Origin of the sequence: Rhizobium binae (assembly GCF_017357225.1) — a bacterium.
Lineage (GTDB): Bacteria > Pseudomonadota > Alphaproteobacteria > Rhizobiales > Rhizobiaceae > Rhizobium > Rhizobium binae.
Genome location: NZ_CP071605.1, coordinates 1 through 12,880, shown reverse-complemented (window position 1 = coordinate 12,880; position 12,880 = coordinate 1). Strand labels below are relative to the sequence as shown.

Sequence of the window (12,880 nt, the reverse complement as noted above, 5' to 3'; positions counted from 1 at the left end):
GAGAAGCCGCATGACGATCCCGGAAAAGATGGCCGCCGTATTGCTGACCGGCCACGGCGGACTGGACAAGCTCGTCTATGACAGGGAGGTATCCGTCCCCACGCCGGCGGAGGGCGAAGTGCTGATCCGCGTCACTGCCTGCGGCATGAACAATACCGACGTCTGGGTGCGCCAGGGCGCCTACGGCACCGAGGACGATCCGTCCGCGGTTTCCACCTGGCGCAGGCAGGGCAATACGCTGACCTTTCCGCGCATCCAGGGCACCGATACGGTTGGTCATATCGTCAGAGTCGGCGCAGGCGTCGATCCGAGGCGCGTCGGCGAACGCGTCATGGTCGACTTCTCGATCTACAACCGCGACGACGACAGCCTCGCCGACATCGACTACATGGGTCATGGCCGCGACGGTGGCTACGCCGAATATATGACGCTGCCAGCCGAAAATGCCCATGTCGTTGCAACCGATCTGACCGATGTCGAGCTCGCCACCTTCTGCTGCGCCTATCTGACCGGCGAGCGCATGCTGGAACGGGCGAGGCTTGCCGCCGGCGAACGCGTCCTGGTGACCGGCGCCTCCGGCGGCGTCGGCTCAGCGATCATCCAACTCGCCCGCGCCCGCGGCGCCATCCCGATCGCCGTCGCCGGTCCCGGCAAGGAGGCGGCGATGCTAGAGATCGGCGCCGAAGCAGTCGTCACCCGCGGCAAGGGCGATCTAGTCGAAGCCGTTCATTCGGCAAGCCGCGGACAAGCGATCGATGTGGTCGCCGATCTCGTTGGCGGACCGCTGTTCAACGATCTCCTGAAGATCCTGCGCCCGGAGGGCCGTTACACGACGGCCGGCGCCATCGCCGGACCGGTCGTCCAGCTCGACCTCAGGACCATGTATCTGAAGCAGCTGGAACTGCATGGATCGAGCCAGGGAAGCCGCGCCGACTTCCGCCGGCTTGTCGGCTATATCGAAAGCCGCAAGATCCGACCTCTCGTCGGCGGTGTTTATCCGCTGTCGGAATTTCATCGGGCCCAGACCGATTTCATGGCGAAGAACTTCGTCGGCAAATTGGTCGTGGTACCGGATGGAAGATAAGATTCAGATCCGCAACGCCGCCGAACCTTATCGGATCTGTCGCGTTTCACGGCCATGGAAAAGTATTGCGGTCACATCAAGCCTTCGCTGCATCGGAAGATCCAGTTCGTGCCCGGCGGTCGCTGATGCCAGCGGACCGGACGACATACCTCACCTCTGCCGAACTCGGCAGGATTCAGCGCGCTGTCGGCATAGCGCGCCTGATGGACACCGCAGTCAGATTGCCGTTCATTGGCGTCCGGATCGGCGCGGACTCGGTCCTGGGGTTGATTCCGGCCGTCGGCGATGTCGCCGGGTCCCTCATCGGCCTTTTCATCATCGATGAGGCAAGGCGACTCGGCCTTCCCGCCCACAAGCTCGCCCGCATGGCGGTCAATCTCGGCGTCGACGCCGCCTGCGGCACGGTTCCTCTGGTCGGTGATCTCTTCGACGTCTACTTCAAGTCGCATCGCAGGAATGTCGCCATCATCCTCGATCACTTCGGCGTCAGCGAAGACGAGCTTCGCTCGCGCATTTGACGAAGCTGTTCGTTTCCGCTGCGATTCTCCTTGCCGAAGGACCTGCGCGGGGCTTTCGCTGCCCGCTAAAGTGCCGCCAAAGCGCCGGCCGTCTTGACTGCGTGATCAAGAACATATTGCAGCTTGGCCGCGTGGCCAAAGCCCGGCTCGTCCGGCTGACCCTTTTGCACGGCATTTGCAAATCGCTGGAAATTCGTGGGGACTGGTTCAACCTCGATCTTGCGCCAGATCGCCTTGTCGGCATCGGCGCCTTCGCAAGCCCTGAGGGTGGAACCTTCAGGCGTGTGAACTACCTCCAGGGCGCCCCTGTCTCCGTGCAGGCGCAGCCGCAGTTCGTTCAAATGACCGGTCGCCCAGCGAGTCGCATGGATGACGCCAGCGGCACCGTTTTCGAGTTCGGCCATCATCAGGAAGCTGTCATTGGCATCGAGATCATACTCGCCGATACGGTTTCCGGGGCTTTTGTCGAACACCTTGAGATGCGATGCCGCCGCCTTGACGTCGCTTCCGGCGGCAAAAACCGCGAAGTCGAGAATGTGGATACCGACATCGCCCAGCACGCCGTTCGAGCCGTGTTTTGTCGAGAGCCGCCAGAGCCACTGCGATTCCTTGGTCCAATCGCCCCAGGCCTTCGAGACCAGCCAGCTCTGCAGATAGGACGCTTCGAAATGGCGGATAGCGCCGAGACGCCCGTCCAGCACCATTGTTCGCGCTGCCTGCAGCGGCGCCACATTGCGATAGGTAAGATTTACCATGGTGACCTTGCCGGACGCCGCGGCCGCATCGGCCATCTCTTTGGCTTCGCGGTAGTTGACCGCCAGCGGCTTCTCGCAGAGGACATGCTTGCCCGCACCAAGTAATTTCATCGTCGTGGAATAGTGCGCGCGATCCGGCGTGACATTGGTGACGGCGTCAAATTCTCCCCAGGCAAGGGCGTCATCGAGCGACGTGAACGTCAGCGGGATAGCATGCCTGAGCGCGAAGGCCCGCAGACGGACCTCGTCCGTATCGACGGCGGCGACAATTTTGACGCCGGCGATTTCCGCAAAATGCATCGCATGGGTATTTGCCCATCCTCCGGTACCGAGAATGATCAAGCGCATTCTTTTGTCCTCATTGTTGTCCATCGAAGCGTGAGCGGCCGCGAGATCATCGCGGCATCTTGCGGGTCCGACCGGGGCACCCGCGCCCACGGCGTCTCATCTTTTATCGGTAACCGGCTTCGCCGGCCTGGTGCAGTTTCGGGCCGCGTTCGACGATCGGCTCCAGGGCCTTTTCTACCGGCACATTTGGAGCGTCGGTAATGCTCGTCAACGCGCCCTCGGGGTTATAGGCCCACTTGACGCCATTGATCAGCACCTTCTGGACGGTGGCGTCGTGATAGGTCGGATAGGTCTCATGGCCGGGGCGGAAATAGAAGATGTTGCCGGCGCCGCGCCGCCAGGTCAGGCCCGAACGGAACACTTCTCCACCCTGGAACCAGGAGATGAACACCGTCTCAAGCGGCTCCGGCACCGAGAACTGCTCGCCATACATTTCCTCGTTTTCCAGTTCGAAATGTTCGCCGATGCCGGCGGCGATCGGATGCCGCGGGTTGATCGTCCACAGCCGCTCGCGTTCGCCGGCCTCGCGCCACTTCAGCGCGCAGGGCGTGCCCATCAGCCGCTTGAAGATTTTCGAGAAATGCCCGGAATGCAGCACCAGCAGGCCCATGCCTTCCCAGACGCGCTTGGCGACGCGCTCGACGACGACGTCGGAGACCGCGCCATGATCCTTATGGCCCCACCAGGTCAGCACATCGGTTTCGGCAAGCCGGGCTTCGCTCAGCCCATGCTCCGGTTCCTGCAGCGTCGCCGTCGTCGCCGAGATGGCGGGATCGGCATTCAACGCATTGGCGATCGTCGTATGCATGCCCTCCGGATAGATGCCGCGGACGATTGCATTGGTAGTTTCGTGGATGTTTTCACCCCACACAACGGTGCGTATGGTCATGATGTTTTCTCCTTGTCATTAAAACGGATCGAGCCTTGGGAGGACATCGATCCCTGAAGATCAGGCCGCTTGCATGGCTTGTCGCTCGAGCGCTCGGCCCGACCGGTCGAAACGGTGAACGTGGCCAGCAAGCGGGGCAAGGCCAAGCACCTGGCCCGGTTCGTGGCGGGAGACGCCGGCCTCCCGCACGATGAGCGGTTCATCCGCGCCGATATCCAGATAGACGAAGCTATCGGAACCGAGGACCTCCGAATGGACGACCGTGCCGCTCCAGACCGGTGCCTCGGATGCGACGCGAATATGCTCTGCGCGCACACCGATCGTATGGCTGTCATAGGGGTCCGCAAGGTCACCCGACAGGAAGTTCATCTTCGGCGAACCGATGAAGCCTGCAACGAAGAGGGAATTCGGGCTTTCGTAAAGTTCCAACGGCGTGCCGATCTGCTCGACGACGCCGTCCCGCAGCACACAGATCCGATCGGCGAGCGTCATGGCCTCGACCTGATCATGCGTCACATAGATCATCGTCGTATTGTGCATGCTGCGATGAAGCTTGGCGATTTCCAGCCTCGTCGCCACACGCAGCGCCGCATCGAGATTGGACAGCGGCTCGTCGAAGAGAAAGACCTTCGGATCGCGGACGATCGCCCGGCCAATTGCAACGCGCTGGCGCTGTCCGCCGGAAAGCTGCCGCGGCAGGCGGTCCAAGTAAGGTGAGAGCTGCAGCATGCCGGCCGCCTGCTCGACGCGCTGGCGGCATTCATCTCTGCCGCTCCCGGAAAGCTTCATGCCGAACGCCATATTGTCGAACACAGTCATATGCGGGTAGAGCGCGTAGGACTGAAACACCATGGCGATCCCTCTCTTCGACGGCTCATGCCGGTTCACCGTCTCCTTATCGAAGGAAAGCGTCCCCGACGTGATGTCCTCGAGGCCGGAAATAAGCCGCAGAAGCGTGGACTTGCCGCAACCCGACGGCCCCACGAAAACCATGAACTCCCCGCGGCGGATGTCCATCGTTACGCCCTTGATCACCTCGAAGGCGCCGAAGCTCTTGCGGATATTCTCCAGTCGGATCTCTGCCATGTTCTACTCCTCAACCCTTGACGCCGCCGGCGGTCAGCCCCGAAATGATCCGGCGCTGGAATATCAAAACGAGTACGACGACCGGCACGGTGACGATCACCGAGGCCGCCATGATGTTACCCCAAGGAATTTCGAATTCGCTGTTGCCTGACAGCAAGGCGATCGCGACCGGGACGGTTCGCTGCGTATCCGACGATGTGAAGGTCAGCGCGAAAAGGAACTCATTCCACGCCGTGATGAAGGCGAGCAGTCCCGTCGTCACCAGCGCCGGCCACATCAGCGGCATGAACACCTGGGTGACAATGACCCATGGCGAGGCGCCATCGACGATCGCCGCCTCCTCGATCTCGATCGGCAAGTCACGCATGAAGGTCGTCAGCACCCAGACGGTGAAGGGCAGCGTGAAGATCATGTAGGAGAAGATCAGCGCGAAGGGCGTGTTGAAGATGCCGATCCAGCGAATGAGCTCGAAGAGTCCGGCAAGGACGGCGATCTGCGGAAACATCGACACCGAAAGGATGGTCAGCATCAACAGTGCCCTTCCGCGAAAATGCACCCGGGCCAGAGCAAAGGAAGCGGTGATCGAAAGCAGCAGCGACGCTGAAACCACGACGCAGGCGATCACCGCGGAATTTGCGAGACTGCGGACGAAACCGCCCTGCCCCATCACGGAGGTATAGTTGCCGAACGAGATCGAGGTCGGCCAGTAATCGACTTGGAAAAGGGCCGTCCCGGTCTTCAGGCTCGTGAGGATCGCATAGTAGAACGGAAAGACCGCAATGATGACGATAACCGTGACGAGCAGGTAGAAGAGCGTATTTTTGGTGACTGACAGCACCATCAGCGTTCCTCCCCGCCGAGCCTGACGCGGCCGAGCCAGATATAAAGGACGGTGACCGAGGCAATGATGAGGAAAAGCACCGTTGACGCCGTGGCGCCGTAGGCGAATTTGTCAAAGTCGAACAGGTTCTCGCGCGCCATGACCGACATGGTCTTCGTCTGCGCATTGTTGGGCGTCAGCACATAGATCAGATCGAAGATACGCATCGCGTCGAGCATGCGGAAGATCACGGCAACCATGATCGCCGGCCGGATCAGCGGCAGCGTCAGGCGCCAGAAGACTTTGATCGGATTGACGCCATCGATCTTCGCGGCTTCATAGATGTCGCCCGGAACCATCTGCAGCCCGGCAAGGATCAGAAGCGCCATGAAGGGCGTCGTTTTCCAGACGTCGACGATCAGCACCGCGACCATCGCTGTCTCGGGATTGGCAGTCCAGGCAATCTTCTCAGTGATAAGGCCGAAGCCGAGCAGGATGTCGTTCAGAATGCCGAACTGGTCGTTGAGCATCCAGGCCCACATCTTAGCCGAGACGATCGTCGGAATCGCCCAGGGAATGAGGATTGCGGCCCGAACGATGCCACGGCCGACGAACTGTGCGTTCAGCACCAGCGCGACGATCAACCCGAGCGCGGTCTCGACCGTGACCGAAAGGAGAGTGAATTTGGCAGTGTTCCAAACGGCTTTCCACCAGACCGGATCGACAAGCAGCCCGCGATAGACAGTCCTGCCGCTCTTCAGCGTCACCCACGACAGATAATTGGAAAAGCCGACGAATTGCGCATTGCCGAGGTCGTTGAGCGACGCATTCGTAAAGCTGAAATAGATCGTTCTGAACAGCGGCCATCCGGCGACGATCGCCAGGATCAGCAGCGTCGGCGCCAGAAACATCCAGGCGGACCGAACGCGCTCGGATCGTAGCTCGGTGGAGGTTCTAAGATTGGAAATCCTTGGTTCAACTGCTTGCGAAACTACGACTTCAGTCATGAAACGCCTCTCCCCGTTCGCTCGTCCGAAACCGGGCCGGCGGCTTCACAGCCGCCGGCCGGAATCTTACCAGGCGTCGCCCTTGAGGGTCGTGAGGTCGGCTTCGAGAAGCTCGAGATTCTCGGCAGCCGAGCCGCTGCCGGACAGCGTATTGTGCACCGCGGTCCAGAACTTCGAGGACACCTCGTTGTACTTCACCTTGGCGGTCGCCGAAGGACGCGGCACGGCGTCCTGGAAGATTGGTTTCCAGTTCGGCATGAAGGGCTGTGCGGCGGCAACATCCTTGTCGTCATAAAGGTCGGCCAGTGTGGGCAAGTTGGACAGCTCGATGGCGCGCGCCTTCTGAACGTCCTTCGACGCCAGGAATTTTACCAGCGCAATGGCTGCCTCCTGCTTTTCGGAATATTTCGAAACCGCCAGATTCCAGCCGCCAAGCGTCGAGGACGGCTTGTCGCCGGCCGCCGCGACAGGCAGCGTCATGACATCGAACTTGCCTTTCACGGCGCTGTCGGCGCCATTGCCGAGGGAATAGGCATAGGGCCAGTTGCGCATGAAGACGGCATTGCCGGTCTGCCAGACGCCGCGCGATTCTTCTTCCTGATAGGCGAGCACGCCGGGCGGCGAGATCGTCCCGATCCAGCCATTGGCGCGTTCGAGCGCTGCTGCCGCCTTATCGTTGTTGATCGAGATCGTCCCGTCCGGCTCGACGATCTGGCCGCCGCCCGACGACTTCACCCATTCCAGCGCGTTGCAGGTTAGCCCTTCGTAGGAATTGCCCTGGAAGACGTAGCCCCAGAGGTCCTTCTGGCCAGCCTGACGTTCCTTGTCCTGAATCTCCTTGGCGGTTGCGGCCATCTCGTCCCAGGTCTTCGGCGGCTGCTTGCCATATTTCTCGAGCAGGTCCTTTCGATAAAACAGCGCCGGAGCATCGGTAAACAGCGGCAGCGCCACGAGCCGGCCATTGACCGTCTGCGAGGCGATGATCGACGGGAAGAACTGGCCGGCCACGTCCTTGGTCGCCTCCTTCAGATCGATGAATTGGTCGGCAAGCTGCGGCGCCCAGATGACGTCGGTCTGATAGACGTCGATGTCCTTGTTTCCGGCCGCAAGCCACAGGCGGTATTGCGAGAACTGCTCGCTGCTCGATGACGGCATGGTGACGAGCTTCACCTGATTGCCGGTCTCCTTCTCAAAAATCGCAAGTTGCTTGTGAAGGAATTCGACGTTTTTCCCGGTGGTGTTCGCGGCAAACGAAATTTCGGCGGCATGGAGCTGACCGGCAGCGATAGCGATGCCGAGCGCAGACAAAGCCAGAGTAAACTTTTTCATAATCTCCTCCCAGAAATTGAAATCGATTTGGCGGATGGACCATCGCAGAAGGCATCGGCCACGTCAAGACATCAAAAATACCTTCTGACGGTTGTATTTGTATGATTAAAACGACCACGATGAGGGTCAGAGACGCAAATTTGGCTTCGGCAGTTGTTATCTGAAAACCACATAATTGAAAACGTTTTCAATTTCTTTCGAACTGGCACTTGCCCGTTGCGCATCGTCCACGCATCGTTCATTGATTTCCGGGACAAAGAAGACACCGATGAAACTTCGTGAATTTGCAAAGCAGCTTGGGCTCTCTCCGACGACGGTCAGCCGCGCACTCAGCGGCTATCCGGAGGTGAGCGAAACCACGCGTGCCCGGGTTGCAAGCGAAGCAATGCGGCTTGGCTATCGCCCCGATATCAATGCCGTGCGCCTGAAGACCGGGCGAGCCGGAGCGATCGGCGTCATGATGGGGCGTTCGGGAGAAATTCATTTCGCTGAATTCGTGTCGGGGATGGCGCAGCGCCTGGAAACGACCGAAACGGATATTCTCATCACACCTATTACCGCGCATAATGACGAGGACGAGATACAGGCCTACCGGCGCCTGGTCGAAAGCCGCCGGGTGGACGCCGTGATCATCCATTCGCCTCGCCCTAGGGACCCGCGGATCGAGATGCTGAACAGCTTGGGCGTGCCGTTTCTGGTCCACGGCCGCTCGGAGACCGAGCACGTTCACGCATGGCTCGATATCGACAATGAAAATGCCGTGCGCAGGGTGACCGAACATCTGCTCGATCTCGGGCATCGGCGCATCGGCATGATCAATGGCCTCAGGGGCAAGACCTATTCGATCCATCGCGAGCAGGGTTTTCGGATCGCCCATCAGGAGCGTGGGCTCATCGCCGATCCCAACATGATGGTCTGCGATAAATTTTCCGACGAGAGCGGTTTTCGCCATGCCCGCTCCTTCCTCGAGAGAGCCAATGCGCCGACCGCTATCGTCGCCGGTTCCACGATGACGGCGCTTGGGGTTTACCGCGCCGTCCGCTCGCTTGGGATGACGATAGGACAGGATGTTTCCGTCATCGCCCATGACGACGTCTTCCCTTATCTGACGGCCGAAAACATGGTGCCGTCACTCTCGACAACCCGATCCTCCATGCGTGCGGCGGGCACGCGCTGCGCCGAGCTAACACTGCAGCTAATCGCGGGGCGCGCCGCCGAGGAGATCCACGAATTGTGGCCGGTCGAGCTGATCCTGCGAGAAAGTACTGCGCCGCCGCGCTGACTGGGCGGCGCCTCTCGCCAAAAACCTTTCGTCCCGCCCGTCAATCGAACTGGAAGCAGGTGAGTTTACCGGATGAGGCAACGGCACAGCCGCGTTGCAGCTGAAATCCATCACCCGGCATATCGTCTTACCCCGCCATTGGCCCGCACGAGCGCCATCAGCATCGGGCCGATCGCAAATTCGCCTCTTTCGGTCCTGCGGGTGAGATCGCGGAGATAACCGCCGGGCGAATTGATGTGCCCTCCCTTTTCCAGGATGCAGGCGATCACGGTCGCGGCGTTTTCCGGCCCCATGCCGGCGCAGGCCTCCTCATAGGCCGAAGGGCTGACGCCGAGCATCGAGCGCACGACGACGGCGGCCGACATCAGATCGCGCCAATTGCCGATCGCTCCACCCGGCCCATAATCGAGAATGGCAGGGCAGGCCTGCAGGACAAGGCCCAGCGGGAAGGATTTCAGGCTGTGGCCGGCGGCCGGATTGGCCGCACCCGGCATCTCGCCACCTAGTCCGGCGGAAGACCTCGGCGGTTTCTGCGCATACGGCTGCCCGGCCATCCCGTCGTTGGTTGTTACTGCCTTTTCGTCCTGCTTCGTTTCGAAGCTTGGTTCAAGTTCATAGTTGGAGTCGGGGTTTGAATTCTGTTTGTGACGCTCAATTTGAGACTCATTGGCGTCCATTTTTCCTCTTTTAATGTGCCTTTCCAGCAGGTTGATTGCTTCGTCGCGCAGCAGGCCCATCTCGTCGAGCAACGAGACGAGATCTTCGATGCCCGCCACGCGCGGAATCCTCGCGACAAGATCGCGAAACATCATCGTCATCTGCTCCCAGTTCCCGGGAACGGCTTCGTCGATAGCCGCCGAAATCAGCTTGGAGATATCGCGCCGGCAGACCGTCAGGCGCTCCCTGGTCGCCCGGAGCAGTTCCCGGTCGGCAATCGCCTGAGCCGCTAGGTTTTCAATTTCCACTGCGCGGGCCAGAAGCGGCGCGACGCTGAAGCCGAAGGCCTCACCGATCGCCCCTGCCCTGTCGCGGCGGGCGTAGCGCTTTCCGTTCGGACTGTCCTTGCGCAGGATCAGACCGGCATCGACCAGGACGGCAAGATGACGCCGCAACGTCGCCGGCGTCATGCCGCGGGCGCGCAGCGATAGCTGCGCATTCGAGGGAAAGACGATCAGGCCCTTCTCCTCGGAAATCTCGTCATCGGGATAGAAGGTCAGCAGCGCGTCGAGCACCGTCAATGCTCGATCGGTCACGCCGAGCGCCGGCCGCGCCTCGCAGATTGCTCTAAACAATTTCCACTTGCTGCGCTTCATCCCCGGCTCGATGGTCTCGGCCAGTTGCTGGCTTGCCAGCATGCCAAGCGACATCGGCCGCCGCCCAAAGGGCGTCGTCACATATCCACTCTCCATTGCCTTCACCTTCGTTCAGGCAAAAGAAAACCATCCACCAATTTGGTGCCTAAGACGCTTGACTGTGATTCGTGGAAATGCGATTCTCGATGTGCTTAAGATCTGAGAAGGGCTTCCACGACGGCGTCGTTGGGGGCCTTTTTCTTTTGCGCGCTACGCTCCTCTGTGCTTTTTGAACTCCTGGAACAGGCCTTGCAGCCGTTCCTGGACGAATTGATCGAAGCCCGGCGCCGTCTTGCCGTCGAAGACGAAGGTCGCACCGGCGGCTGTCTTCTTGATCATGACGGGAACGCCGCTGACTTCGGTTTTGGCTACCGCCGGCCTTTGCTCCGCCGTCTTCTTCGTTGCCAGGACGAGCGCCCGCTGAAACCGTTCATCGCTCGACATTCTGCGCGCGTCGTCCGCGGACAACTCTGCGAGGATCTTCCCGACGTCGGCTTTCTCAAGCCTCTCGCCGAGCTCCAGCCATCGCCGGCGGCCGATATCAGGCGCCGCGCCGATGACGTTGATGAGATCGAGGGGAACCTGCCGGATGACGATCAGCATTCTCGACAGCGCCGCCTTGTCGATGCCGAGCGCCGCCATGATCACATCGCGGCCGAAGCTGCGCTCCTCGAGCCTCGAGGCAAAGAGCGCGCGCTCGATATAGGAAAGATTGGTTCGGGCGCTGTTTTCCTGTCCCTGGCTAACGACCAACTGACCGTCGGTGAGGTCGCGGACGACCGCGCGCACCCTGATGCCGAGCTCTTTGGTGGCGGCAAGGCGGCGATGGCCGTAAGCGACCTGGTAGCGTCCCCTGGTTTCCGGATGCGGACGGACGAGGATCGGAACCTGCTGTCCGTGCTCACGGATCTGCTCGACAAGCTGCGCGAGTTCAGCCGCGTCGATCGCCAACCGGTCGCTGACGAAGGACGCGTCGATCAGGCCGGTATCGAGTTCGACTATGGTCTGGCCGGCGGCAAGCTGCCGTTCGAGCTCGCTTGCGCGCTCCATTTTTTCGGTAATATTGCCGAGCGTCTTGGTGATGCCGCCGACGGGTGCAGCGCTACGCTCCTGTGGCACGAAGCCTGCAATCGGACGATTGTCGCGCGGTGCGACCGCTTCCACCCTTGCCGGACTCGGAGCAGAAATCTCGATGAGGTTCTTGCGCGCCATCTATCTATTTCCTTCCCCAGATGGAGCGAATATGCGCCTCGATCTCGCTGTTCACGAGATTGAGGGACTCCAGCGCCCGGTCGTAGGTTCCACGGGTGAATTGCGACCGCTCGACCTCGTACAGCGTCTGCTTGGTGACGCCGGCGTCGGCGACCGCGGTCGATTTCACCATCGCGTTGCGAAGCATTCGATTGCCGAAGATCGCCCGCATGAAGCCTGTCATCTGGCTCTGCGGCCCGTCATTCGGCTCGAAGCGCGTCACGAGATAACGCATCCAGTCATAGCTGGTGCGCCCGCCGGCCTTCTCGACGACCGACATCAGTTCGCTCGTCATCGTCAGAAACTGCGACATCGACATGACATCGAGCATCTGCGGATGGACGGTGATCAGGACGGAGGTCGCGGCGCAGAGCGCCGACATCGTCAGGAATCCCAACTGCGGCGGGCAATCGATGACGACGACGTCATAAAGGCTTTCGATCTCGGTCAGCACCTCGCCGATACGGGCAAAGAACATCGTCTCCGCCGTTCCGGACGCCATCGCCTTCGGCGTCTCGTGCTCGAATTCCATCAATTCGAGATTTCCCGGAATAAGATGCAGATTGGGCGTATAGGTGGCGCGGACGATATCGGCGATCGGGCGTGGTTCCTCGTATCGGATCGATCCGTAGATCGTCTCGCCTTCGCCGACGTCGAACTCCGGCTGATGGCCGAACAAGGCGGATAAGGAGGCCTGCGGATCGAGATCGACCGCAAGCACGCGATAGCCGCGCAGCGCCATGAACTGCGCCAGATGTGCCGCTGTGGTGGTCTTGCCCGAGCCGCCCTTGAAATTCATGACGGAGACAATCTGGAGCTTTTCTCCAGGCCTGCGGGCCGGCACGTATTTCGGCGTTCCGTTTCGCTCGTCGAGTACCCGGCGGATCCGGTCCATGTCGGTTGCGCTGTAGAGCCGGCGTCCGTTTGCGAGCGGATCAGGGCCGTGGCCATCCGCAGCGACCTGCCTGAGATAGCCTTCGCCGATGCCGATGAAGGCTGCGGCTTCCGCCGGCGAGAAGGTCCGGATCGTCTTCTGGGAAAGCGGCGGGAAGATTTTTGCCTGATGCTGCTGAAGTTGATAGGACAACTCCTTCGCATCTGTTGCCAGAAGCGACGGGAGATGCTCTTGATCGTCTTGAAGAGCAAGACTCGGCTGCAT

12 protein-coding genes are annotated in these 12,880 nt (G+C 60.7%); 3 read left to right on the top strand and 9 right to left on the bottom strand.

The window, feature by feature from the left end; genetic code table 11:
* Positions 1-10: 10 nt before the first annotated feature.
* On the top strand, positions 11-1,084 hold the full coding sequence (locus tag J2J99_RS22030; protein WP_168301877.1) for an alcohol dehydrogenase family protein: 1,074 nt from the start codon (positions 11-13) through the stop codon (positions 1,082-1,084).
* A gap of 125 nt (positions 1,085-1,209) precedes the next feature.
* A complete protein-coding gene (locus tag J2J99_RS22025) occupies positions 1,210-1,602 on the top strand; it encodes a DUF4112 domain-containing protein (protein WP_168301876.1) in 393 nt (130 codons plus the stop codon).
* A 65-nt stretch (positions 1,603-1,667) separates the two neighbouring features.
* Here the strand turns inward: J2J99_RS22025 and J2J99_RS22020 are convergent, their stop codons facing one another.
* The 6 genes from J2J99_RS22020 to J2J99_RS21995 all read right to left on the bottom strand — a co-directional run bounded on the left by J2J99_RS22020 (position 1,668) and on the right by J2J99_RS21995 (position 7,836).
* Complete coding sequence (locus tag J2J99_RS22020) at positions 1,668-2,705, bottom strand: Gfo/Idh/MocA family protein (RefSeq protein ID WP_168301875.1); 1,038 nt, start codon at positions 2,703-2,705, stop codon at positions 1,668-1,670.
* 103 nt (positions 2,706-2,808) lie between these two features.
* Positions 2,809-3,594: a ThuA domain-containing protein gene (locus J2J99_RS22015; RefSeq protein WP_207600930.1), complete on the bottom strand. Its 786-nt coding sequence runs from the start codon at positions 3,592-3,594 to the stop codon at positions 2,809-2,811.
* A gap of 60 nt (positions 3,595-3,654) precedes the next feature.
* Positions 3,655-4,680: an ABC transporter ATP-binding protein gene (locus J2J99_RS22010; RefSeq protein ID WP_168300817.1), complete on the bottom strand. Its 1,026-nt coding sequence runs from the start codon at positions 4,678-4,680 to the stop codon at positions 3,655-3,657.
* 10 nt (positions 4,681-4,690) lie between these two features.
* Positions 4,691-5,521, bottom strand: coding sequence for a carbohydrate ABC transporter permease (locus J2J99_RS22005; protein WP_168300818.1), 831 nt, complete (start codon positions 5,519-5,521; stop codon positions 4,691-4,693).
* Positions 5,521-6,507 (bottom strand): carbohydrate ABC transporter permease, encoded by a 987-nt coding sequence (locus J2J99_RS22000; protein WP_168300819.1) that lies wholly within the window; start codon positions 6,505-6,507, stop codon positions 5,521-5,523. Before J2J99_RS22000 ends, J2J99_RS22005 begins: the two co-directional genes overlap by 1 nt.
* Before the next feature lie 66 nt (positions 6,508-6,573).
* Positions 6,574-7,836: an ABC transporter substrate-binding protein gene (locus tag J2J99_RS21995; protein ID WP_168300820.1), complete on the bottom strand. Its 1,263-nt coding sequence runs from the start codon at positions 7,834-7,836 to the stop codon at positions 6,574-6,576.
* Between the two features lie 268 nt (positions 7,837-8,104).
* On the opposite strand from J2J99_RS21995, the gene J2J99_RS21990 reads away from it, so the two are divergent.
* The gene (locus J2J99_RS21990) at positions 8,105-9,118 is read left to right on the top strand and encodes a substrate-binding domain-containing protein (protein WP_168300821.1); all 1,014 of its coding nucleotides are present in this window, start codon (positions 8,105-8,107) and stop codon (positions 9,116-9,118) included.
* 110 nt (positions 9,119-9,228) lie between these two features.
* Here the strand turns inward: J2J99_RS21990 and repC are convergent, their stop codons facing one another.
* From repC to repA, 3 genes are all read right to left on the bottom strand, one after another.
* Positions 9,229-10,527 carry a plasmid replication protein RepC gene (gene repC, locus J2J99_RS21985; RefSeq protein ID WP_168300822.1) on the bottom strand — a complete coding sequence of 433 codons (1,299 nt, stop codon included), beginning with the start codon at positions 10,525-10,527 and terminating at the stop codon, positions 9,229-9,231.
* A 153-nt stretch (positions 10,528-10,680) separates the two neighbouring features.
* The gene (repB, locus tag J2J99_RS21980; RefSeq protein WP_168300823.1) at positions 10,681-11,682 is read right to left on the bottom strand and encodes a plasmid partitioning protein RepB; all 1,002 of its coding nucleotides are present in this window, start codon (positions 11,680-11,682) and stop codon (positions 10,681-10,683) included.
* A gap of 4 nt (positions 11,683-11,686) precedes the next feature.
* Entirely contained in the window at positions 11,687-12,880 is a 1,194-nt protein-coding gene (gene repA, locus J2J99_RS21975) for a plasmid partitioning protein RepA (protein ID WP_168300824.1), read from the bottom strand.

Excerpts from the sequence above, each read along its gene's own strand:
- J2J99_RS22010 (WP_168300817.1), bottom strand. The coding sequence starts at position 4,680 with ATGGCAGAGATCCGACTGGAGAATATCCGCAAGAGCTTCGGCGCCTTC.
- repC (WP_168300822.1), bottom strand. The coding sequence starts at position 10,527 with ATGGAGAGTGGATATGTGACGACGCCCTTTGGGCGGCGGCCGATGTCG.
- J2J99_RS22000 (WP_168300819.1), bottom strand. The coding sequence starts at position 6,507 with ATGACTGAAGTCGTAGTTTCGCAAGCAGTTGAACCAAGGATTTCCAAT.
- repA (WP_168300824.1), bottom strand. The coding sequence starts at position 12,880 with ATGCAGCCGAGTCTTGCTCTTCAAGACGATCAAGAGCATCTCCCGTCG.
- J2J99_RS22015 (WP_207600930.1), bottom strand. The coding sequence starts at position 3,594 with ATGACCATACGCACCGTTGTGTGGGGTGAAAACATCCACGAAACTACC.
- J2J99_RS22030 (WP_168301877.1), top strand. The coding sequence starts at position 11 with ATGACGATCCCGGAAAAGATGGCCGCCGTATTGCTGACCGGCCACGGC.
- J2J99_RS22025 (WP_168301876.1), top strand. The coding sequence starts at position 1,210 with ATGCCAGCGGACCGGACGACATACCTCACCTCTGCCGAACTCGGCAGG.
- repB (WP_168300823.1), bottom strand. The coding sequence starts at position 11,682 with ATGGCGCGCAAGAACCTCATCGAGATTTCTGCTCCGAGTCCGGCAAGG.
- J2J99_RS22020 (WP_168301875.1), bottom strand. The coding sequence starts at position 2,705 with ATGCGCTTGATCATTCTCGGTACCGGAGGATGGGCAAATACCCATGCG.
- J2J99_RS21995 (WP_168300820.1), bottom strand. The coding sequence starts at position 7,836 with ATGAAAAAGTTTACTCTGGCTTTGTCTGCGCTCGGCATCGCTATCGCT.
- J2J99_RS22005 (WP_168300818.1), bottom strand. The coding sequence starts at position 5,521 with ATGGTGCTGTCAGTCACCAAAAATACGCTCTTCTACCTGCTCGTCACG.
- J2J99_RS21990 (WP_168300821.1), top strand. The coding sequence starts at position 8,105 with ATGAAACTTCGTGAATTTGCAAAGCAGCTTGGGCTCTCTCCGACGACG.